The following is a 20,925-nucleotide window of genomic DNA, read 5'->3' on the forward strand; positions in this document are numbered from 1 at the left end:
ATCCCATCCTGGATATGCCCAGCTCTATTTCATCCCTGAAACCGCTGGATACATCCCATCCTGGGAATAAAAAAGCCCCCTGGCGGGGGCAAGCACTTTGGAAGCGTTAGAAGAAACCCAGTGGGTTAATGTCGTAACTGATAAGCATGTTCTTGGTCTGTTGGTAGTGATCCAGCATCATCTTGTGCGTTTCACGGCCAACACCTGATTTCTTGTATCCACCAAATGCTGCGTGAGCAGGGTAGAGGTGGTAACAGTTCATCCATACACGACCGGCTTGAATGCCGCGACCCATACGGTATTGAACGTTGCTATCGCGTGTCCATACACCAGCACCAAGACCGAAAGTGGTATCGTTAGCGATTGCCAGTGCTTCCGCTTCGTCTTTGAAGGTACAGACTGAGACAACCGGTCCAAAGATCTCCTCTTGGAAGACGCGCATGTCATTGCTGCCTTTAAGAAGAGTTGGTTGGATGTAGTAGCCTTTGGATAGATCGCCATCCACTGCGTGAACGTCACCACCCATCAATACCTCTGCACCCTCATCACGACCGATCTGTAGGTAGTTAAGAATGCGATCGAACTGCTCTTGTGATGCCTGAGCACCCACCATGGTGTCAGTATCCAGTGGGTTACCACGTTTGATCTGTTTAGCGCGTTCAACCACCATCGCAAGGAACTCGTCTGCAATATCTTCTTGTACAAGAAGACGTGATGGACAGGTACACACTTCACCCTGGTTAAAGAAGGCTAGTACCGCACCCTCAACGGCTTTGCTGACAAATTCAGGTTCAGCGTTCATAACATCCGAGAAGTAGATGTTAGGTGATTTGCCGCCTAGCTCAGTGGTTGATGGAATAATGTTTTCGGCTGCACACTTCATGATGTGTGAGCCAACAGGCGTAGAGCCTGTGAAGGCAATCTTCGCAATGCGTTTGCTGCTAGCCAATGCCTGACCGGCCTCTTCACCAAAGCCGTTTACAATATTAAGTACGCCCGCTGGTAGAAGATCGCCAATCAGCTCCATTAGAACCAAAATTGAGGCAGGAGTCTGCTCTGCAGGCTTAAGAACCACACAGTTACCGGCGGCAAGAGCTGGTGCCAGTTTCCAGGCAGCCATCAGTAGTGGGAAGTTCCATGGGATAATCTGTCCAACCACGCCCAGTGGCTCGTGGAAGTGGTAGGCAACCGTTTTATTATCAATTTCACCAATGCTTCCCTCTTGTGCACGAATACAGCCGGCAAAGTAACGGAAGTGGTCAGAAGAGAGTGGGATATCGGCTGCTAGGGTTTCACGAACGGCTTTACCGTTGTCCCAAGTTTCAGCAACCGCCAGCATTTCACTGTTTGAATCGATAACGTCAGCAATTTTTAACAGTAGGTTAGAGCGTTCTGTAACAGAGGTTGTGCCCCATGCATCTTTAGCTGCTTCAGCAGCATCAATCGCTAGGTTGATATCCTCTTCAGTCGAACGTGGGATTTCACAAATCGCTTCACCGTTTACAGGAGTGTGGTTTGTGAAGTATTGGCCTTTAACTGGTTCTACCCATTGGCCGCCGATGTAGTTGCCGTATTTTGCTTTGAAAGAGACAACAGCGCCTGCGCTGCCTGGATTTGCATAGATCATCGAAGAATCCTCATTTGTTTTTTTTAGTCGAGGGGCTATTGATTAGCCTGACCTCACTATGAAGAGTTTCGATAAGATCCCCTATCGGCCATAAGGCTCTTTTTAATTGGTACTAAAGTACCGTTTTTGAAAGAGCAATGTGGTGTGCGAGAAAGTAGTGATAGAATCGAACTACTTTCAAGGAGTAGTCAGTGACCACAAAACGTTTTCTCAAAACTTTTGACGAGCTATCGATTGATCAGCTTTACAAGATCATGAAACACCGCTCGAACGTTTTTTTCTTAGAGCAGAGCTGTCAATGTGAAGATCTGGATGATAAAGATCAGATTGCGCAGCACCTCTGGTTAGAAAACAGTGCCGGTGAACTGGTTGCCTATGCACGACTCTTCTTACCCAACCAAGTCTATGCTGAATCCTCGATCGGTAGGGTCCTAGTTCCCAAAGCCGAACGGGGAAAAGGGTTTGCAAACACCCTAACAGAAGAGGCGATTCATATACTGGAGACCCTCGCGCCGGGTGTCGCTATTCGCTTGTCGGCACAACTACCCGTCGAGGCGTTTTATCAGCGCTTTGGTTTTCAATCCTATGGTGAAGTCTACGATGAGTGCGGTATTGCTCACATTGGCATGATTCGAGACGCTTAAACCTATGCCTTCTTACCAGTTCCTAGTCGTTGATGATCACCCCCTCTATAGAGAGGCGGTCGTTAATGTTTTAATCGACCTCTACCCCGATGAGCAAGTCGCCGAGTGCGGTCAATTCAGCGAGGTTGATCAACTCATTGAAGCGCAGCAGCCGGACCTGGTTCTATTGGATCTTAATATGCCTGGGGTTCAAGGTTTATCAGGACTGCAACACATTCGATCTCACCATCCCGATGTTGCGGTTGCCATTGTCTCCGCAGAGGAGAATAAACAACTAGTACTGCAAGCTTTAGCACTTGGAGCCGTGGGTTATGTGCCCAAGTCTCTGCCTAAGCAGGCCCTCGGTAAGGCGATAGAGCAAATACTGGCGGGTGATCTCTACATGCCTGCAGAGCTGTTGCGCCAAGCGTCACCTCAGCAGAATAGTAGTCATCAGCTTCACGATACGCTGAGGGCGCTGACTCGAAAACAGCTTTTGGTGTTAGAGCAGCTTGCCCAAGGGCGCTCAAACAAACAGATTGGTGATGAGTTAAACCTTTCAGAGAGCACAATTAAAACGCACGTCTCTGAAATACTGCGTCGATTGGGTGTCGATAACCGTGTTCAGGCGGCTAATCAAGCCTCTTCCATAGACTTTTCGATCTATCTCTAGCCCAACAGCTGTCGCAAGCGCTGCCTAAAGAGTAAAGGCTTTAGCGGTTTGTGCAGCAGGCTAAAACCCTCTTGTCGAATCGTCTCATTGAGACTCTGGCTATGGTTGGCCGTCACGACCAGTACAGGAATATCGATGGAGCTCTGCTCAAGTAAACGCTTTGCTAGATCGATGCCGGTACCCTGATCCAGATGGTAATCTACGATTAACAGATCAACGCTTCCCAGATCGATCTTATCCCCTAAGGCTTCACCGTTCAGTGAGGTCGCGACATTAGCCCCCCAGTGTGTGAGAAGCTGACTCATGGCTTCACAAATGGTCGCATCGTTATCGACCACGAGGATCTGTTTACCCTGAAGGGATGAGGAGAGAGAAGGATGGAGGGGGGATGGATCGTTAGCCGGCTCCTGTGCTCTATTTAAAATTGGGATCTCAAGGCTGAAGACTGATCCTTTGCCCAGTGTCGATGTCACAGTCAACGTATGGTTTAACACCTTTGCAATTTTATCGACGATCGATAGGCCAAGCCCTAACCCTTTATCGTGCGCTTTGTCCGCATTGGGTAGTCGTTTGAACTCATCAAAGATGCTCTTCTGATCCTCTTGGCTAATTCCCTCACCAGTGTCCCATACCTGTATCAGCAATTTGTCACCACGTTGCCTTGCGGAGAGTAGGACGCCGCCTGTTTTGGTATAGCGGATCGCGTTGGTCAGAAGATTGCGCAGTAATCGAATCAGTAGCAGCGAGTCACTGTGTACCCAAGCGTTACAGGTTCGATGTTTAAACTTCAGTCCGGCATGTTGAGCCGCAGCCTCAAACTCCGTTGAGAGTTGCTCCAAAATCGGTGCAACTCTGATATTGGTTTTATCCGCATGGACAACGCCTGCATCCAACTTGGAGATATCGACCAGCGTTCTCAAAAGGTTCTCTACATCGTTGAGTGAACGAGTCATCGAATCTACCAGTGACTTTGGACGATCATCCAAGGGTTGCTCGGCGAGAGTGGTGGCGAACAGTCTGGCGGCATTCAGAGGTTGCAGTAGATCATGGCTAACGGCCGCTAGGAATTTCGTTTTTGAGAGATTGGCTTGCTCGGCGACTTGGTTGGCTTGACTCAGCTCTCTATGGCTTAGGTTAAGCTTTTCCAGCGCTTGGTTCAGTGCATCGGTGCGCTCTCTGACCTGTTCAGCAAGCGTAACGGAATGCTCAAAGGCGGAGTAGGGGTTTGCCAGTTGAACGGCGCCTGACTCCAGTCGCTCTATCAGCGCTTGGTTGATCTTGCGCAGCTTTGCGTTCTCTTTCTGCGCAGCGTCTAACTCAGACTGACTCATTCAACCGTCTCTGTCCGATGGCGACTGCAGTAAAAGTTTGGTTAATATGCATGCCTGAGAATTGCTCACCGTAGGTGTTCAAACCAATCACATTAAAGGCTTTTAGAAGTTCTGAAACCTGCTGATCTTCACCTTTAAGTTCGGCTTCCCTGCGTCGTAAAAAACAGTCGCAGCCAATCACTATCTGTGGTTTTCCAATGCGACTCTCAATGCCATTGAATAGATCGATCAGATTCTCTTTTAAATCCTTGGGCTGCATCAGTGTTAACGCGATGCCATTCTCCATTGCGCAAAAGAACGTCAGGCTGGAATCGGGCTCAATTGATTGGATGGAGCGAATAAAATACTGCTCACCAATTTTGACAGCCAAGGGGTTGAGCGTGCAGATATCGTTATTTAACTGATCGACTGATAGCTCAAGTGCATCGGCATACTCGGTCGCCGCTAGGTCGGCATTGAGTTCATTGACTTTTCTGTTTTGCGGTTCAGCGTCCGTCACCACAAACTTGTTATCGGTTGGGAGTAGGTGGTGGGTTGTAAAAACCTCAAACTCAAATCGTGTATTGACCATCAAAACGGCCGCCGCGTCGGTATGGAAATCACCGTCAAAAAAGACATGGGTGGTGGCTAGATTGACGTCATCACCCGCCGATCCGCCAAAGCTGGGGATTGAGCCAAGTGCAGAGTTGAGGGTGGCAAGAAAGATATCTTCGTCAATTGAAAGGCCATCAACCAAAGTAATGGCAAAGCCGTTCAGTGCAGCGCTTGAAAGGGTGCACTGTGACCGCAACTGATCCAGCATGGTTTGAGCATTGCCTAGAGTGAAGCGTTTCAGGTTCTTCACGGAGCCGACTTGAACACAAAAATCCTGGTTAGAGAAACCAATGGCTGTAATCGAGCCGCGCTCATAGCCGTTAGGGGTTATCTCTCCGGCTGTCGTGCAGCCTGAAATGCCAATGTCATGAAACTGTTCGTTTAATGCATAGCCCAACTTCGCAAGATTGAAAGAGGCTGAACAGAAGAACAGTACAAATTGAATTGAGGGATCGTTGAGCTGATGTTTCAGCTCTTTCACGGCCAGTTCGGGATCGCTGTTGCTGGACGAAGCGGTAAATATCGATTGAGCGTTCACTGTTGTGTTCTTTTTGTTTTTAGAACACCCAGTATAGAAAAAACAGAGGCGGGATCAACCCGCCTTTAGAATGATTATTTAAGGCTATGAACCTTGGTAACCAGTGCTTTAAACAGTTTCGGGTTAGCGGCGATCAGCTCACCTTTGCCGCGGATGTCAGTTCCGCCTGTAAAATCAGCCGATAGGCCACCCGCTTCGCGAAGAATGAGTAGGCCTGCATCGATCTCTTCTGCCACCACGCCTTTCTGAACAACGCCGTCAATTCGACCGGCTGCAGTGTAAGCTAGATTCAGTGCGACAGAACCGGTGCTGAAAATGTCAGCGTTCGCTTCAATCAATGCGCGGTTAATGTTCAGTTGTAGATCAAGGTTGCTCTTGTCTGAAGGACGACCCAAGAAACCGGTTCCGATCAGAGTGCTATCAAGCGCTTTGCTGTTGCTGACACGAAGGCGTTTGCCGTTTAGCTGTGCGCCTTGACCGTTGCTCGCAGTAAACTCTTCACCGGTAATGGGGTTAAGAATCAGTGCGTGTTCAACTTTACCGCGGATAGTTCCAGTAATGCACAGCGCAAAAGAGGGGATTGCGTTTGAAAAGTGAACAACACTGTCGATAGGGTGTACTCGCCACTCACAAGGGTTAGGGCCCTCTTCTTGAGCTGGGTACTCACCTGAATACTCACCGAAGATGCTGTGGTGTGGGTTCGCTTTTTGGATGTTAAACGCAATAGTGCGTTCAACGTTTTTGCACGTATCGCTTAAAAAAGTAGCGACACTCGACTGCTCGCTTTTAATGAGGTCGAGACGTTCTAAAGCGTGAGTGATCTGTTCACTAGCCTGACGGGCAGCCCGTAGGGCGATGTTAACCATTGGTTGCATCAGTAAGTATCCGGAATTGTTAAAAGAGCGAATTTCATTATACCTCAGACCGCTACAAAACCGCTACTATCGAGCAGATGTGATTCATGGCGTCATCTGTTAGAATCACGCCCGCTCAGGGAGAGACAGATGTTAGATAAAATCCGAATCGTGTTAGTTAATACCACCCACCCAGGGAACATTGGTGCTGCTGCGCGTGCTATGAAGAATATGGGGCTGTCTGAACTCTGTCTGGTAGAGCCCAAACTCTTTCCTCACCCTGAAGCCAATGCTCGCTCTTCGAGAGCGGATGATATTCTTGAATCTGCACTGGTCGTTGAGTCGTTACAGGAAGCAGTTGCGGATTGTCAGTTGGTGGTGGGCACCAGTGCTCGAGGTCGTCACATCCCTTGGCCGATCGTTAACCCTAGAGAGTTATCAGCTCAAGTTTCAGAGCGACTCTCCCACTCTTCAGGTGATTTCAAAGTAGCTATTCTGTTTGGTCGTGAAGATCGTGGCTTAACCAATGAAGAGCTGCACGCTTGTCATCTGCATGTTCATATTCCGACCAATCCCGATTTTAGCTCATTAAATGTCGGCGCAGCTGTGCAGGTGATCGCGTATGAACTGCGCATGGCGCTGCAAGAGTCGGTGGTTGAAGAAGCGCCGCAATGGGGTGTGGATTGGGATATTGAGTTGGCAGATCAAAAAGAGATTGAGCTGATGTTTAATCATCTTGAGCAGACACTGATCGATATTAAGTTTCTCGAGCCTGATAATCCAAGACAGTTAATGACTCGGTTAAGAAGACTGCTACTAAGGGCGGTACCAGACAAAGTAGAGGTCAATATTTTGCGTGGCATTTTGACCAAGATAAATCGCTCAATCCGTAAAGATTAATAGTTGACTAAAATTGTAGGATTAATAGTTGACTGTTTTTGTAGGGTTTTAGATAATACCTTTAACACAATAGGGTGTAGGAAGGTCTTATGCGACTTACAACCAAAGGGCGATATGCCGTAACCGCGATGCTTGATTTGGCGCTCAACAAAGAGAAAGGACCAGTCAGTTTGGCGGATATTTCTGAAAGACAGGGTATCTCTTTATCCTATCTTGAGCAGCTTTTTGCCAAGTTGCGTAAGTGCGCACTGGTGACCAGTGTGCGGGGGCCAGGTGGAGGCTACCTGCTCAATCTGGAGTGCGAACAGATTACTGTAGCATCTATCATCGATGCGGTTAATGAATCGATTGATGCTACAGGCTGTAACAGCCAAGGTAACTGTCAGGCCGGTGAGACCTGTTTGACGCACCATCTGTGGAGCGATCTTAGCGATCAGATCCACAACTTTCTTAGTGATATTAGCCTTGCAGATCTTTTGAAACGCAGGGATGTAATGGCTGTTGCAGATCGTCAAAGCCAAAGTACGGCAGCTGACGGGTTAATTCCCTCTGTTGCCAGCGCATAAGAGCCATAACTCAGTTTAACGTTTTTGGAGAGAGAGTATGAAACTGCCGATCTATCTAGATTACTCAGCGACAACACCGGTGGACCCTCGTGTTGCTGAAAAGATGATGGCGTGCCTTACCCCAGATGGTAACTTTGGTAACCCAGCGTCACGTTCGCACCTGTTTGGTTGGAAGGCGGAAGAGGCGGCTGAGACTGCCCGTCGCCAGGTAGCAGAGTTGATTGGTGCAGACCCTCGTGAAATCGTCTGGACCTCAGGCGCTACCGAATCGGATAACTTGGCCATTAAAGGTGTTGCGCACTTCTACCATAAGAAGGGTAAGCACATCATTACCTCTAAGATTGAGCACAAAGCGGTCCTCGACACCTGTCGCCAATTAGAGCGTGAAGGGTATGAAGTGACCTACCTAACACCGGGTAGCGACGGTCTGATTACGCCACAGATGGTGGCAGATGCGCTTCGCGATGACACCATTCTTGTCTCTCTGATGCACGTCAACAATGAGATTGGCACGATTACTGATATTGCGGCGATCGGTGAATTGACTCGTAAGCACGGTGTGCTGTTCCACGTAGATGCTGCGCAAAGTGCTGGCAAGTTACCAATCGATATGGCCGAGATGAAGGTCGATCTAATGTCACTTTGTGGCCACAAAATGTATGGCCCGAAAGGTGTCGGTGCACTGTATGTGCGTCGTAAGCCACGTGTACGTATTGAAGCTCAAATACATGGTGGTGGCCATGAGCGCGGTATGCGCTCAGGTACTTTGGCAACTCACCAGTTGGTTGGTATGGGTGAGGCCTGCGCGATTGCTCAAGCATCGATGGAGCAAGAGCATAAGCGTTTGGCTGAACTTCGTGATCGTTTCTGGTCACAAATCAGCGATATGGAAGAGGTTCATATCAATGGTTCTGTTGAGCAGCGCTACCCAGGCAACCTGAATGTGAGTTTTGCCTTTGTTGAGGGTGAATCACTTCTGATGTCTCTGAAAGATTTGGCGGTCTCTTCTGGTTCTGCTTGTACATCAGCAAGCCTTGAGCCCTCTTACGTGCTACGTGCATTGGGCCTCAATGATGAGATGGCGCACAGCTCGATCCGTTTCTCTTTTGGTCGATTTACGACCGATGAAGAGGTGGATTACGCAGCGGCACAAGCACGTGTGGCCGTAGAAAAACTTCGTGAATTATCGCCTTTGTGGGATATGTACAAGGACGGTGTGGATTTAACTAAGGTTGAGTGGGTACATCACTAATACTCAGTGAGAGGAGATCAGCATGGCTTACAGCGATAAAGTAATTGATCACTACGAGAATCCTCGTAATGTTGGCAAAATGGAAAGTGATGATCCACACGTAGGTACCGGCATGGTCGGTGCACCTGCATGTGGTGACGTAATGAGACTTCAAATCAAAGTCAGTGATGACGGCGTGATTGAGGATGCAAAGTTTAAAACCTATGGTTGTGGCTCTGCCATTGCATCTAGCTCATTAGTGACTGAATGGGTCAAAGGTATGACACTGGACGAGGCGGCTGAGCTGAAAAATGCTAAAATCGCTGAAGAGCTAGCGCTTCCTCCCGTTAAGATTCACTGTTCAGTTTTGGCAGAAGATGCAATCAAAGCAGCCATTGAAGATTACCGCGGCAAGCAGAAGTAATCGCATTTAACCTCTGGTAGACAGTTTAGGTAGAAGGTTTTTATGTCAATTTCGATGACGTCAGCAGCTGCTAACCATGTGGCTAAGTATTTAGAAAAACGCGGCAAGGGCATTGGTATCCGTTTAGGGGTTAAGACCTCAGGATGTTCAGGCATGGCGTACGTTCTGGAGTATGTTGACGAACTTAACAGTGAAGACTCTGTATACGAGTTTGAGGGCGTTAAGGTTGTTGTTGATCCAAAAAGCCTTGTCTATCTAGAGGGTACAGAGCTCGACTTCGTCAAAGAGGGGCTCAACGAAGGCTTTCAGTTCAATAACCCGAACGTCGCCAGTGAGTGTGGTTGCGGCGAAAGTTTCCATGTTTAAACCGGTTAAGGCTTAATTCTTGAATCTTTCTCAAAACTATTTCGAACTCTTCGGTCTTGAAGCAGGTTTTGTTCTTGATCGTACACTCCTCGATACAGCGTTTCGAGAGCTGCAAAAAGAGTATCACCCAGACCGATTTGCTCACAAAGGTGATGCTGAACAGCGCCAGGCTGTGCAGAACAGTACTCACCTCAACACCGCCTATGAAACGCTTAAGTCACCACTCTCGCGTGCACAGTACCTTCTCTCATTACAAGGTGTGCTGACCGGTGAAGAGTCAAGAAAGCAGCTGCCAATGGACTTTTTAATGCAGCAGATGGAGCTTCGCGAAACCTTAGCTGAAGCGCCCGAAGCCGCAGACCCTTTCGCTACTCTAGAAGCTTTAGAGTCACAAACTGTGGAGTTGGAAAAAGCCTGCTTTGATCATTTTCAGGTGGCTTATGCGGGTGGTGATTTGGAGTCGGCTGAAGAGTCTGTTCGCAAGCTGCAATTTTTAAAGAAACTACTGTCTGAGATAGAGGCCATGGAAGATCGCCTCGATGAGGAGTTTTAGTCATGGCGCTTTTGCAAATTGCAGAGCCCGGAATGAGTTTGGATCCCCATCAACGTAAGTTGGCGGTAGGGATCGATTTAGGCACCACTAATTCACTGGTGGCGTCGGTTAGAAATGGTGTTGCAGAGACACTTTCTGATGAGGCAGGGCGCCATTTGCTGCCCTCGGTTGTCCACTACTCAGAGGCTGGTGCCATCGTCGGTGCTGAAGCGCTGTCGAGAGTAAGCGACGATCCATTTAACACGATTCAATCCATTAAGCGCTTAATGGGTCGCTCCTCAAATGAAGTGTTAACTTTAGGCGATCAACTTCCTTATCAGTTTTCAGAAGGCGAGGGAGGGATGCCCTACCTCAAAACAGCCTTGGGTGATTTGAGTCCGGTTCAAATCTCTGCGGATATTCTTAAAGCGCTTTCAGCTCGTGCTGCCGAATCTTTGGGTGGTGAGCTTGAAGGGGCTGTTATTACGGTTCCAGCCTACTTTGATGATGCACAGCGTCAGGCCACCAAAGATGCGGCCACGCTGGCCGGCTTGAAAGTTCTTCGCCTTCTGAATGAGCCTACTGCGGCAGCGGTCGCTTACGGTTTAGATCAACAGGATAAAGGCGTCGTAGCGGTTTACGATTTAGGTGGCGGTACCTTTGATATCTCTATACTGCGCTTGACCAAGGGTGTGTTTGAGGTGCTGGCTACGGGTGGGGATTCGGCGCTGGGAGGCGATGATTTCGACCACGCTTTAGCTGAATGGTTGCTAGAACAAGCGCCTGAACTAGAGCGTACACCTGCGGTTATGCGATCTCTTATGGTTCAAGCGCGCCGTGCAAAAGAGTCACTGACGGATTCAGATTCAGTCACTCTAACCTTGGCTAATGATCAAGAAGTTTTGGTGACGCGTCAGCAGTTTGAACAGTTGACGGCACCCCTTGTGTCGAAAACGCTTCGTGCCTGCAAACGTACCTTAAAAGATGCGGGCATCAAGCCAGATGAGATCAACGATGTTGTGATGGTGGGTGGTTCAACTCGTGTGCCAGCCGTTGTTGCTGGGGTCGAGGCGTTCTTTAATCGCCAGCCTCATACCGACATAGATCCTGATCGTGTGGTGGCGGTGGGTGCAGCTCTTCAGGCCGATATTTTAGCGGGCAATAAACCGGATGCAGAGCTGCTGCTGTTAGATGTGCTCCCTCTCTCTTTAGGGTTGGAGACTATGGGTGGTTTGGTTGAGAAGGTAATTCATCGCAATACGCCGATTCCTGTTGCTCGCGCTCAAGAGTTTACAACCTACCAAGATGGTCAAACGGCTATGTTGGTGCATGTGCTGCAAGGTGAGCGTGAGTTGGTAGATGACTGCCGATCACTGGCTCAATTTACTCTGCGCGGTATCCCTCCTATGGCGGCTGGCGCCGCTAAAATCCGAGTCACCTTTCAGGTTGATGCGGATGGTCTATTGAATGTCTCAGCCAAAGAGCTATCAACCGGTATTGAGAGTGCGGTTCAAGTGAAACCCTCTTACGGTTTGAGTGACTCTGAAATTACTCAGATGCTAACGGATTCTTATCAGTTTGCTGCAGATGATAAAGAGCGGCGCGCCTTGCGTGAACAGCAGGTTGAGGCAGATCGTTTAATCGTATCGCTTGAAGCGGCGATTGCTGAAGATGGCGAGCAGTTGCTGAGCGATCAGGAGCGACAGGATCTTCTTTCAGAAATTGACGTTCTGCGTTCGCTTCGTGATGGTGCGAGCTCTAAAGCGATAGAGTCCGGCGTAGAGCATCTCGCCCAAGTAAGTGACTTCTTCGCAGCCCGCAGAATGGATCAATCAATCCAAAAAGCGTTGCAAGGCCAGCGCGTTGATCAATTAGATTAGGTAAATGTAATGACTCAAGTGATCTTCCTACCCCATGAAGAGTTGTGCCCAGACGGCAAAGTGATCGATGTGGAGCCGGGTGTTACGATCTGTGATGCAGCACTGGCGAACGATATTCATATTGAGCACGCTTGTGAAAAATCTTGTGCTTGCACTACTTGTCATGTCGTCGTCCGTGAGGGTTTTGATAGCCTCGAGGAGTCCGACGAGTTAGAAGATGACATGCTCGATAAGGCCTGGGGCCTTGAGCCTGAATCGAGACTAAGTTGCCAGGCCGTTGTCGGTGATGAAGATCTTGTTGTTGAGATTCCTAAATACACCATCAATCAGGTATCAGAAGGGCATTGATCCTTCTAAAGCATCTCTGAAAAGGGTCCGTAAAGCGGGCCTTTTTTGTTGTGGTTGAAGGGCTATTTATCTTTCGTCGCATAACGTATAATCCGCGCACAAATTTTAACCCATAATTTAATTAAAGGATTACACAGTCATGGCTACTGAACGTACTCTATCTATCATCAAACCTGATGCTGTTGCTAAAAACGTTATCGGTGAGATCGTTTCTCGTTTCGAAAAAGCAGGCCTAAAAGTTTCTGCTATGCAGATGAAACAGCTTTCACAAGCTGATGCTGAAGGTTTCTACGCAGAGCACAAAGAGCGTCCTTTCTTCGGCGACCTAGTCTCTTTCATGACGTCTGGTCCAGTTGTTGTTCAGGTTCTTGAAGGTGAAAACGCTATCTCTAAAAACCGTGAACTAATGGGTGCAACTAACCCACAAGAAGCAGCTGAAGGCACTATCCGTCGTGACTTTGCTGAGTCTATCGATGCGAACGCAGTACACGGTTCTGACTCTGCTACTTCTGCAGCACGCGAAATCGAATACTTCTTCGGCGCATAATGACGCCCAAGGTGCTCTCCGTTGATCGGAGGGCGCCTTTTTTTTGGTCCAAAGCTCATGGCAGAACAGAAAGTAAACCTTATCGGTCTATCACCTACTAAGCTTGAAGATTTCTTTGAGGAGATGGGTGAGAAGCGTTTTCGTGCAACTCAAGTCCTAAAGTGGATTCACCAGCAGGGTGCCAGTTCGTTTGATGAGATGACGAACATCAGCAAAGCCCTACGTGAACGCCTATCTGAGGTTGCTGAAATTCGTGAGCCAGAGGTGTTACTGGATAAAACGTCCAAAGATGGTACCCGTAAATGGGTCATCCAGATGGATGGTGGTTCAGCGATTGAGATGGTCTTGATTCCTGAAGGGGATCGCCGCACGCTCTGTGTCTCTTCACAGGTGGGTTGTTCTTTGGACTGCAGCTTCTGTTCAACAGGCAAGCAAGGCTTCAACCGAAACCTTAGCGCTGCCGAAATCATCGCTCAGCTTCGTGTTGCTATCCGTTCCTTTGGGCCGTTTGACCCAAGTGGTGAACGACGCGTATCCAACGTCGTGTTAATGGGTATGGGTGAGCCGCTGATGAACTTTGATGCTGTGTTTGATGCAGTACAGTTGATGATGGAAGATAACGCCTATGGTCTCTCTAAGCGTCGTGTGACCCTGAGTACGGCCGGTGTGGTTCCTAAAATCGACAAGCTTGCTGAGTTAGGTGCTGATGTCTCATTAGCGATCTCTCTGCATGCTCCAAACAATGAACTGCGTGATCAGTTAGTGCCTATCAATAAGCGCTACCCGATCGAAGAGCTAATGGCTTCGGTCAAACGCTATTTCGATAAGCTGTCGGATCGACGTGTAGCAACGATCGAGTACACACTGATTGCTGGTGTGAACGATCAGCGTGAGCATGCTCGTCAGCTGGTTAAGTTGCTTCGTCAGGTGCCTTGTAAGCTTAACCTGATTCCATTTAATCCTTTTCCAAATTCTGGATACGATCGCCCCTCTGAGCAGGCAATTCAGGCATTTAAGTCTGAGATGTTGAAAGGGAATATCCTTACGACCGTTCGCCGTACTCGTGGCGATGATGTGGATGCGGCTTGTGGTCAGCTCGTCGGTCAGGTTGAGGATAAGACTCGTCGCAGTGCGAAGTACATCGAACTTCACAATCAAACGAGCTAGATTTATTGACACTATTCTACTATCGTTAATGAAACTAACTTTAAGTTTCTAAACGGTATTTTGTGTCCCTATTCAAAGCAGTAACTCTTTTTTGCTCTATTACTTTGGCAGGCTGTTCCGCTTTTTCATCGAGTGAACAACCTAAAGGGCGAATAGATCAATCTGCCCTAGCAGCCTACACCAAGCTGGGTATGCAATATCTCCAGGCGGGTGATACGGCATCGGCAAAAGAGTCTCTTCAACAGGCTGCTTTGGCCGACCCTGGCTATGCCCCAGCGTTGAATGGTTTGGCAATGGTGTTTCAAGCCGAGCGTGAACCAGAACTGGCCGATCAATATTTTCAAAGAGCCACTCAAGCAGACCCTAACTCTGCCATGATCTTTAACAACTATGGCGCCTTTCTTTTTTCTCAGCAGCGGTTTGAAGAGGCCTGTAAAGCCTTAGCAAGATCAACTGAAGATCCTTTCTATACACAGCGAGCACAAGCATTTGAAAACTTGGGTCGCTGCTACCGTCTGATCGATCGTGATTCCGCTGCGGAGCACGTCTTTAATCGTTCAGTGACACTGTCACCACTTCGGGTGACGGCTCATATTGAGCTTGCAGATCTTTACTTAGATAAAGGACAGGCTTCACTGGCCGCTCAACACTATGCAATCTTTCAACAGCAACTTGATGCTCAAGAGACCCAGCACTTTGCCAAAAGTCTTTGGGTTGGTGTAAGGTTAGCCAGATATAGTGGGAACCCATCAAAAGCGGCAAGTTATGCGCTGCTTTTGAAGAACCTTTATCCGAATTCCGAAGAGTATAATAAATTTAAGGATACTGGCCTGTGACAGACCATGATCTATTGGGCGATAGCCTCTCAGGATTTGAAAACCACAAGCTGATTGCTGCCCGTGAATCATTGGGTATCTCTGCTGGTGCGCTGCAGCGAGATCTGAAGCTAACCAGTGCTGTTTTTTCTGCGATTGAAGCGGGTGACCTTGATCAATTGGGTCAGCCGGTGTTTGCGCGTGGTTATATTCGTAACTACTGTAATCGAGTTGGGTTGGATCCCGAGACCTTTGTTGAACAGTACAATGCGGCTATTGGTCAGCGGCCTGTTAAACGCCGCTCAGCCATTAAATCAGCGGGTTCAGCGACCGCCGGTACGGTGATGAAACTCAACCCGCGTCGTGCAAGTTCGCTATTAACACTCCTCTTTCGGTTGGTCATCATTGCGGCTCTTTTAGCAGGTCTTGCTTTTGGGGCTTCTCAAATTAATTGGCCGACACTTGGGATGTCCGGTTTGTTTGGTGGTTCTGAACCTGAAGAGCAGCAGAGCAGTCAGGCGCTTCCGCCATTGGCAGGAGAGTCTGAGGGTCTTTCAATACCTATCAAAACAATGACTCAAGAGTCTAATGAAGATGCGGTGGTTGAAGCGCCCAAAGCGATTGAGCTACCTAAGCCTGCTGAAACGCCTGATCTCGAATCTAAAACGGCGGCCGTTCCAGTCAAAACAGAGCAGCCCAAACCGGCGGAAAAGTCCGAGCCTAACGAACCCTTGACCGCTTCACCTGTTAATACGAGTGGTTCAGATGGTGTGACGATTAAATTTAGCGATGTCAGTTGGCTGAATATCAAAGATGCTACCGGTGAAGCGCTGTTTAACGGGCTATCAAAAAAAGGACAGGATCTGACAATCAAAGGTAAAGCCCCGTTTTCAATTGTCATTGGACGTGCGAATGCAGTCAGTTCTGTAACTTTTGATGGCTCAACAGTTGATTTAGAACCTCATACCAGAAAGAATGTAGCCCGTTTAACATTATCGCGATAATTAGATCGCACATTACGGGTTATAAAATTGGCAAAGCTACAAGCCATTCGTGGTATGAATGATCTTCAGCCAGACCAGTCACCGGTCTGGCAGTATCTAGAAACTCAAGTAAAAACGGTCCTGCAGGCTTATGGCTATGCTGAGATTCGTACCCCTATCGTAGAACAAACTGAGTTATTCAAACGCTCAATTGGTGAAGTAACCGATATCGTTGAGAAGGAAATGTACACCTTCGAAGATCGTAACGGTGATAGTTTGACACTTCGCCCGGAAGGGACTGCAAGTTGTGTTCGTGCAGCAGAACAGCACGGCCTTCTTTACAATCAAGTCCAACGCCTTTGGTACACTGGTCCAATGTTTCGTCATGAGCGCCCGCAGAAAGGTCGCTATCGTCAGTTCCACCAGGTAGGTGCTGAAGCTTTCGGTATGGATGGTCCTGATATTGACGCAGAAGTGATCATCATGAGTGCTCAACTTTGGAAGCGCTTAGGGTTGATCAACTCCGTTGAGCTTCAATTAAATACCTTGGGTTCAGCTGAAGCTCGTGCACGGTTTAAAGAGGACCTTGTCAGCTATCTGTCGGCTCGTAAAGATCAGCTAGATGCTGACAGTCAGCGTCGCCTTGAGTCTAATCCACTCAGAATATTGGACTCTAAAGATCAAAACACCCAGCAGCTATTGAACGATGCACCTCATTTTCATGATTACATCGACGAAGAGTCCAAAGCACACTTTGAACAGTTGAAGTCACTGCTCGAGGCTGCGGGTATCGAATACCGTGTTAATTCTCGCTTGGTGCGTGGTCTAGACTACTACGGTAAGACCGTATTTGAGTGGGTGACCGATGCGTTAGGCGCCCAAGGTACTGTCTGTGCCGGTGGCCGATACGATGGACTGGTGAGTCAATTAGGTGGCAAGCCAACCCCGGCTGTCGGTTTCGCAATGGGTGTCGAGCGTCTGGTTCTTCTCCTTGAAGAGCTGCAACTGGTTCCTGAGAGTGTTCGTCAACGTATCGATGTCTATGTCATCGGAATGGGGGATGATAATCTAGCGACCGCGATGAGTGTTGCTGAAACGCTTCGTCACGAGGCGGGCCTTCGAGTTCAGTTGCATTGCGGCGGCGGTGGATTTAAAAGTCAGATGAAAAAGGCTGATAAGAGTGGAGCAGATTTTGCCATTCTTATCGGTGACGATGAGCGTGCTGCGTCCGAAGTGAGTTTAAAACCGCTGCGTGGTAATGGCGATCAAGTTCGAGTTGCTCAAGATTCACTGGTCAGTGAATTGAAAGGTAAATTTAGTCTTTAGGTTGGAGAGTATAGTGGCTGAGCTACGTACAGAAGAAGAGCAGGTTGAAGCGCTCAAAAGTTGGTGGAAAGAGAACGGTAAATCCCTAATCATGGGTGTCGTAATTGCTGTGGCTGCTGTGTTTGGGTGGCGTGGCTGGAATCAGTATCAAGATGACTTTGCTGCAAACGCTTCCGCTATGTATGAGTCGATTCTCAATCCTGTCGCAACCGCTTTGCCACTGGATGATGCCGCGGTTACGTCCTTGATACAGGTTGGGAAAGATCTTCGCGCAGATTATGCATCGAGCGCTTATGCCCCTATGGCGGCAATGGTGTTAGCTCGTGTATCAGTGAATGCTGGCGATTTAGAAGGTGCGCTTGAGCAGCTCGATTATGTGATTACGAGTGAAGTCTCGCCATTAGATATGAAGTCTTTGGCTACAATCCGTAAAGCGAAAGTGCAATTAGGATTAGGGCAAGCTGAAGCAGCTAAAGCGTCATTAGCACAGTTAAGTGGCTCAGATTTCCCATCACTATTTGCTGAGGTTCAGGGAGATGTGGCTGCTGCAATGGGTAACGCTTCGGAAGCGAGAGCTTCGTATGAAGCGGCAATGGCGTCGGCCGATCCTCAGCGCAAGCAGGTGATTAAACTGAAATATGATGATTTAGCGACTGGAGATGCATCGTAATGAATCTCATTAGACGTGCCTTTGTTGTAGCAGCTGCAACCAGTCTTTTGTCTGGTTGCGGTATTTTTTCTGGTGAAAAAGAGTCCGGCCCACAAGAGTTGGTCGCGTTTGAACAAGAGAAAGCCTTCAACCTTGTTTGGAGTGCAGATGTGGGTGCGTCGTTTGGGGATGAGTTTCACCAGTTTAAGCCAGGTGTGACAAACGATTCGTTACTGATCTCTGATAAGCAAGGACGAATCTCATCCTATGCGCTGGAATCGGGTGCGCTGAACTGGAGCGTTGACCTGGATGCCGAAATCAGTGCAGGTGTCGGTGCAGGGTTTGATCTAGCGTTAGTGGTTCTTGATAGCGCTGAACTGGTGGCGCTATCTGCAAAAGATGGTTCGGAACAGTGGCGAGCTCAGCTGAAGTCCGAAGTGACGGCTCAGCCACAAGTGGGCACGTCACTGGTTGTTGTTCAGCAGGTGAATGGTCAGCTAGCCGCCTTTGATCGCATTACCGGTGAATCTCGTTGGGTCTATGATGCTCAAGAGCCTGCACTGACGCTTCGTGGTACCGGTACTCCCCTCATGCTGAGTGATGGTGTCGTAGCTGGATTTGCTAACGGTAAGGTAGTCGCACTGGCGGGCGAAACAGGTATTCCAGCCTGGGAGATTCGTGCGGCTGATGCGATGGGTCGTTCTGAGTTTGAGCGTCTAATGGATTTGGATGGTGGCTTTGCAATAGCAAACGATCTTATTCTGACCGGCGGGTATCAAGGTCGTGTGGTAGCGATCAACCCGCGCACGGCGTCAACAGTCTGGACTCAATCCTTCTCTACTTATCAAGAGCTGGCGGTCGGTTTTGGTAATGTCTATGCGGTCGATGCAAAGGGAGCGGTTGAGGCCTTTGATGTCTCGTCGTCAGCCAGTGTTTGGCGCAACTCTGATTTTGCTAATCGAGGCTTATCGGCACCGGTAGTGGTTGGTAACGAAGTAATTTTTGGGGATGCTCTGGGTTACCTACATGCCCTGTCGCAAATCGACGGACGTCCTATCGCTCGAGTCAATTTGGGTAGTTCACCTGTCACGGCGGATCCGGTCGTGGTAGGGGATACAACATTTGTACTCAGTAACTCGGGTAAATTGAGTGCTTTAACGCTAAAATAGCAAAAGCCTTTTAATTTTATATAAGGCGGTGACCTGACTAGCGGGTTGCCGCCTTCTGTTTTTTGGAATCAGGTGAGCAATATGCTTCCGGTAATTGCCCTAATTGGGCGCCCTAATGTCGGTAAATCGACCCTGTTTAACCGCTTGACCAGATCGCGTGATGCGCTGGTTGCCGATCTTCCTGGATTGACACGTGACCGTAAGTACGGTGAAGGTGATCTAGGGGAGCGAGACTATATTGTCATAGATACTGGTGGTATCACGGGTGACGAGAGCGGTATTGACCGTGAAATGGCACAGCAGTCTTTTCAAGCAGTTGATGAAGCCGATATCGTTCTGTTCCTTGTGGATGCTCGTGCAGGTATCAACCCAGCTGACGAAATGATTGCAGATCATCTGCGTCGTCACGAGAAAAAAGTCTACCTTGTAGTCAATAAGACCGATGGATTGGATCCTGATATCGCTCGCTCTGACTTCTATGCGCTGGGTATTGGGGATCCGCTCTCCATTGCAGCGGCTCATGGTCGCGGTGTTCGTCAGTTGATTGATATGACATTAGATGAAGCCGGTGTGCCATACCCTGAAGAGGGCGCAGAGCCGGAAGAGGAAGATGATGGCAATATTCGTATCGCCATTGTTGGTCGCCCTAATGTGGGTAAATCTACGCTGGTAAACCGAATGCTTGGTGAAGAGCGCGTAGTGGTATACGACCATGCCGGGACGACTCGAGACAGTATCTACATTCCATACGAGCGAGATGGCCAGCCATACACTCTAATTGATACGGCCGGGGTTCGCCGTCGTCGTCAAGTGACAGAGGCGGTAGAGAAGTTCTCAATCATCAAAACGCTTCAGGCTATCAAAGATGCCAATGTTGTTGTCGCAATCATTGATGCGCGTGATGGTGTCACTGAGCAAGATCTAAACATGCTCGGCTTCGTGATCGACTCTGGCCGAGCTCTGGTAGTTGCACTGAATAAGTGGGACGGCATGGACTATGAAGCAAAAGAGAAGGTTAAGACTCAAGTAGAGCGCCGCATGGGGTTTGCGACCTTTGCTCGTTTCCACTTCATCTCGGCGCTGCATGGAACGGGTGTTGGCGATCTTTATCGGTCAGTGAACGAAGCCTACCGTTGTGCAATGAAAAAATGGTCGACTAATGAGCTGACTCGTCTGCTTGAAGATGTTGTAGCTGATCATCAGCCACCAGCGGTCAATAATCGCCGTATTAAGTTGCGCTTTGCTCACCAGGGTGGTTCAAACCCGCCTATCATTGTAGTGCATGGAAATCAGACCAACGCACTGCCGGGCTCTTATAAGCGCTATCTTGAGAATCGCTTTACCTCGCTTCTAAAAGTGCGCGGAACACCGATTCGCTTCCAATTTAAAACGGGCGATAACCCTTTTTCTGGCAGAGTGAATAAACTCTCCGGTCGCCAGGAGGCTAAAAAAGAGAGACATCGTCAGCACATTAAAGAGATGAAGAAGCGAGCGAAAGATAAAAAGCGTAAGCGCTGATCTTTCTCCCACTCCTACAAAAAACGCACCTTATTAAAGGTGCGTTTTTCATTACTGCAAACCCAGTAAAAATAAATGTTCAAAAAAGTGTGTTTTTTTACAAAAAAGGGGTTGAATAAAAATCGGGTGTCGGTAATATACGCACCTCGCTTGAGACGAGTACTCAAGCAGCCACCAAGAGATCGGTGGCACGCTCTTTAACAATTAATCAGGTAATGCGTGTGGGCGCTTGTTGAGGTTGAGCACAAAAGCTTAACAAGACAA

General features: G+C 48.6%; 22 protein-coding genes. 18 read left to right on the forward strand and 4 right to left on the reverse strand.

Going from position 1 to position 20,925, the window contains the following annotated elements; all coding sequences use genetic code 11:
• Positions 1-106: 106 nt before the first annotated feature.
• Positions 107-1,627 carry an aldehyde dehydrogenase family protein gene (locus tag XMM383_RS10680; RefSeq protein WP_173495070.1) on the reverse strand — a complete coding sequence of 507 codons (1,521 nt, stop codon included), beginning with the start codon at positions 1,625-1,627 and terminating at the stop codon, positions 107-109.
• A 191-nt stretch (positions 1,628-1,818) separates the two neighbouring features.
• On the opposite strand from XMM383_RS10680, the gene XMM383_RS10685 reads away from it, so the two are divergent.
• Entirely contained in the window at positions 1,819-2,271 is a 453-nt protein-coding gene (locus XMM383_RS10685) for a GNAT family N-acetyltransferase (protein ID WP_173480708.1), read from the forward strand.
• 4 nt (positions 2,272-2,275) lie between these two features.
• On the forward strand, positions 2,276-2,923 hold the full coding sequence (locus XMM383_RS10690; RefSeq protein WP_173480709.1) for a response regulator transcription factor: 648 nt from the start codon (positions 2,276-2,278) through the stop codon (positions 2,921-2,923).
• On the opposite strand, the gene XMM383_RS10695 is transcribed toward XMM383_RS10690, so the two are convergent.
• From XMM383_RS10695 to XMM383_RS10705, 3 genes are all read right to left on the reverse strand, one after another.
• Entirely contained in the window at positions 2,920-4,254 is a 1,335-nt protein-coding gene (locus XMM383_RS10695) for a hybrid sensor histidine kinase/response regulator (protein WP_173480710.1), read from the reverse strand. The two genes, XMM383_RS10690 and XMM383_RS10695, sit on opposite strands and share 4 nt — an antisense overlap.
• Positions 4,241-5,386: a nitric oxide-sensing protein NosP gene (gene nosP, locus XMM383_RS10700; RefSeq protein WP_173495071.1), complete on the reverse strand. Its 1,146-nt coding sequence runs from the start codon at positions 5,384-5,386 to the stop codon at positions 4,241-4,243. The genes XMM383_RS10695 and nosP overlap by 14 nt, the downstream gene beginning before the upstream one ends.
• A 74-nt stretch (positions 5,387-5,460) precedes the next feature.
• Positions 5,461-6,261, reverse strand: a complete 801-nt coding sequence (locus tag XMM383_RS10705) for an inositol monophosphatase family protein (RefSeq protein ID WP_254442795.1) — start codon at positions 6,259-6,261, stop codon at positions 5,461-5,463.
• Positions 6,262-6,390: 129 nt separating this feature from the next.
• Between XMM383_RS10705 and XMM383_RS10710 the strand changes: the two genes are divergently transcribed.
• From XMM383_RS10710 to der, 16 genes are all read left to right on the forward strand, one after another.
• Positions 6,391-7,140: an RNA methyltransferase gene (locus tag XMM383_RS10710; protein ID WP_173495072.1), complete on the forward strand. Its 750-nt coding sequence runs from the start codon at positions 6,391-6,393 to the stop codon at positions 7,138-7,140.
• Positions 7,141-7,229: 89 nt separating this feature from the next.
• On the forward strand, positions 7,230-7,706 hold the full coding sequence (iscR, locus tag XMM383_RS10715; RefSeq protein ID WP_173480713.1) for a Fe-S cluster assembly transcriptional regulator IscR: 477 nt from the start codon (positions 7,230-7,232) through the stop codon (positions 7,704-7,706).
• A gap of 37 nt (positions 7,707-7,743) precedes the next feature.
• Positions 7,744-8,958: an IscS subfamily cysteine desulfurase gene (locus tag XMM383_RS10720; RefSeq protein WP_173480714.1), complete on the forward strand. Its 1,215-nt coding sequence runs from the start codon at positions 7,744-7,746 to the stop codon at positions 8,956-8,958.
• A gap of 22 nt (positions 8,959-8,980) precedes the next feature.
• Complete coding sequence (gene iscU / locus XMM383_RS10725) at positions 8,981-9,361, forward strand: Fe-S cluster assembly scaffold IscU (protein WP_173480715.1); 381 nt, start codon at positions 8,981-8,983, stop codon at positions 9,359-9,361.
• 42 nt (positions 9,362-9,403) lie between these two features.
• Positions 9,404-9,727 carry an iron-sulfur cluster assembly protein IscA gene (iscA, locus tag XMM383_RS10730; RefSeq protein ID WP_173480716.1) on the forward strand — a complete coding sequence of 108 codons (324 nt, stop codon included), beginning with the start codon at positions 9,404-9,406 and terminating at the stop codon, positions 9,725-9,727.
• A 19-nt stretch (positions 9,728-9,746) separates the two neighbouring features.
• Positions 9,747-10,280, forward strand: a complete 534-nt coding sequence (hscB, locus tag XMM383_RS10735) for a Fe-S protein assembly co-chaperone HscB (RefSeq protein WP_173480717.1) — start codon at positions 9,747-9,749, stop codon at positions 10,278-10,280.
• A gap of 2 nt (positions 10,281-10,282) precedes the next feature.
• Positions 10,283-12,139 (forward strand): Fe-S protein assembly chaperone HscA, encoded by a 1,857-nt coding sequence (hscA, locus tag XMM383_RS10740; RefSeq protein WP_173483756.1) that lies wholly within the window; start codon positions 10,283-10,285, stop codon positions 12,137-12,139.
• A 9-nt stretch (positions 12,140-12,148) separates the two neighbouring features.
• Entirely contained in the window at positions 12,149-12,487 is a 339-nt protein-coding gene (fdx, locus tag XMM383_RS10745) for an ISC system 2Fe-2S type ferredoxin (protein WP_173480719.1), read from the forward strand.
• A gap of 139 nt (positions 12,488-12,626) precedes the next feature.
• Positions 12,627-13,034, forward strand: a complete 408-nt coding sequence (ndk, locus tag XMM383_RS10750) for a nucleoside-diphosphate kinase (protein WP_173495073.1) — start codon at positions 12,627-12,629, stop codon at positions 13,032-13,034.
• 57 nt (positions 13,035-13,091) lie between these two features.
• Complete coding sequence (gene rlmN, locus XMM383_RS10755; protein WP_173480720.1) at positions 13,092-14,201, forward strand: 23S rRNA (adenine(2503)-C(2))-methyltransferase RlmN; 1,110 nt, start codon at positions 13,092-13,094, stop codon at positions 14,199-14,201.
• Positions 14,202-14,263: 62 nt separating this feature from the next.
• Positions 14,264-15,037 carry a type IV pilus biogenesis/stability protein PilW gene (gene pilW, locus XMM383_RS10760; RefSeq protein ID WP_217363641.1) on the forward strand — a complete coding sequence of 258 codons (774 nt, stop codon included), beginning with the start codon at positions 14,264-14,266 and terminating at the stop codon, positions 15,035-15,037.
• Positions 15,034-16,020: a RodZ domain-containing protein gene (locus XMM383_RS10765; RefSeq protein ID WP_173488647.1), complete on the forward strand. Its 987-nt coding sequence runs from the start codon at positions 15,034-15,036 to the stop codon at positions 16,018-16,020. The genes pilW and XMM383_RS10765 overlap by 4 nt, the downstream gene beginning before the upstream one ends.
• 27 nt (positions 16,021-16,047) lie before the next feature.
• Positions 16,048-17,325 (forward strand): histidine--tRNA ligase, encoded by a 1,278-nt coding sequence (gene hisS / locus XMM383_RS10770; RefSeq protein ID WP_173495074.1) that lies wholly within the window; start codon positions 16,048-16,050, stop codon positions 17,323-17,325.
• Between the two features lie 13 nt (positions 17,326-17,338).
• Positions 17,339-17,995, forward strand: coding sequence for a tetratricopeptide repeat protein (locus XMM383_RS10775; RefSeq protein ID WP_173483754.1), 657 nt, complete (start codon positions 17,339-17,341; stop codon positions 17,993-17,995).
• Positions 17,995-19,143 carry an outer membrane protein assembly factor BamB gene (gene bamB / locus XMM383_RS10780; RefSeq protein ID WP_173480724.1) on the forward strand — a complete coding sequence of 383 codons (1,149 nt, stop codon included), beginning with the start codon at positions 17,995-17,997 and terminating at the stop codon, positions 19,141-19,143. The genes XMM383_RS10775 and bamB overlap by 1 nt, the downstream gene beginning before the upstream one ends.
• A gap of 81 nt (positions 19,144-19,224) precedes the next feature.
• A complete protein-coding gene (gene der, locus XMM383_RS10785; RefSeq protein WP_173480725.1) occupies positions 19,225-20,661 on the forward strand; it encodes a ribosome biogenesis GTPase Der in 1,437 nt (478 codons plus the stop codon).
• Positions 20,662-20,925: the final 264 nt, after the last annotated feature.

The organism is Marinobacterium sp. xm-m-383 (assembly GCF_013283255.1).
GTDB lineage: Bacteria > Pseudomonadota > Gammaproteobacteria > Pseudomonadales > Balneatricaceae > Marinobacterium_E.

Coding starts and splice junctions, on each gene's coding strand:
- bamB (WP_173480724.1), top strand. CDS start 17,995: ATGAATCTCATTAGACGTGCCTTTGTTGTAGCAGCTGCAACCAGTCTT.
- XMM383_RS10695 (WP_173480710.1), bottom strand. CDS start 4,254: ATGAGTCAGTCTGAGTTAGACGCTGCGCAGAAAGAGAACGCAAAGCTG.
- XMM383_RS10720 (WP_173480714.1), top strand. CDS start 7,744: ATGAAACTGCCGATCTATCTAGATTACTCAGCGACAACACCGGTGGAC.
- ndk (WP_173495073.1), top strand. CDS start 12,627: ATGGCTACTGAACGTACTCTATCTATCATCAAACCTGATGCTGTTGCT.
- iscR (WP_173480713.1), top strand. CDS start 7,230: ATGCGACTTACAACCAAAGGGCGATATGCCGTAACCGCGATGCTTGAT.
- hscA (WP_173483756.1), top strand. CDS start 10,283: ATGGCGCTTTTGCAAATTGCAGAGCCCGGAATGAGTTTGGATCCCCAT.
- XMM383_RS10690 (WP_173480709.1), top strand. CDS start 2,276: ATGCCTTCTTACCAGTTCCTAGTCGTTGATGATCACCCCCTCTATAGA.
- rlmN (WP_173480720.1), top strand. CDS start 13,092: ATGGCAGAACAGAAAGTAAACCTTATCGGTCTATCACCTACTAAGCTT.
- iscA (WP_173480716.1), top strand. CDS start 9,404: ATGTCAATTTCGATGACGTCAGCAGCTGCTAACCATGTGGCTAAGTAT.
- iscU (WP_173480715.1), top strand. CDS start 8,981: ATGGCTTACAGCGATAAAGTAATTGATCACTACGAGAATCCTCGTAAT.
- der (WP_173480725.1), top strand. CDS start 19,225: ATGCTTCCGGTAATTGCCCTAATTGGGCGCCCTAATGTCGGTAAATCG.
- fdx (WP_173480719.1), top strand. CDS start 12,149: ATGACTCAAGTGATCTTCCTACCCCATGAAGAGTTGTGCCCAGACGGC.
- XMM383_RS10705 (WP_254442795.1), bottom strand. CDS start 6,261: ATGCAACCAATGGTTAACATCGCCCTACGGGCTGCCCGTCAGGCTAGT.
- XMM383_RS10710 (WP_173495072.1), top strand. CDS start 6,391: ATGTTAGATAAAATCCGAATCGTGTTAGTTAATACCACCCACCCAGGG.
- XMM383_RS10680 (WP_173495070.1), bottom strand. CDS start 1,627: ATGATCTATGCAAATCCAGGCAGCGCAGGCGCTGTTGTCTCTTTCAAA.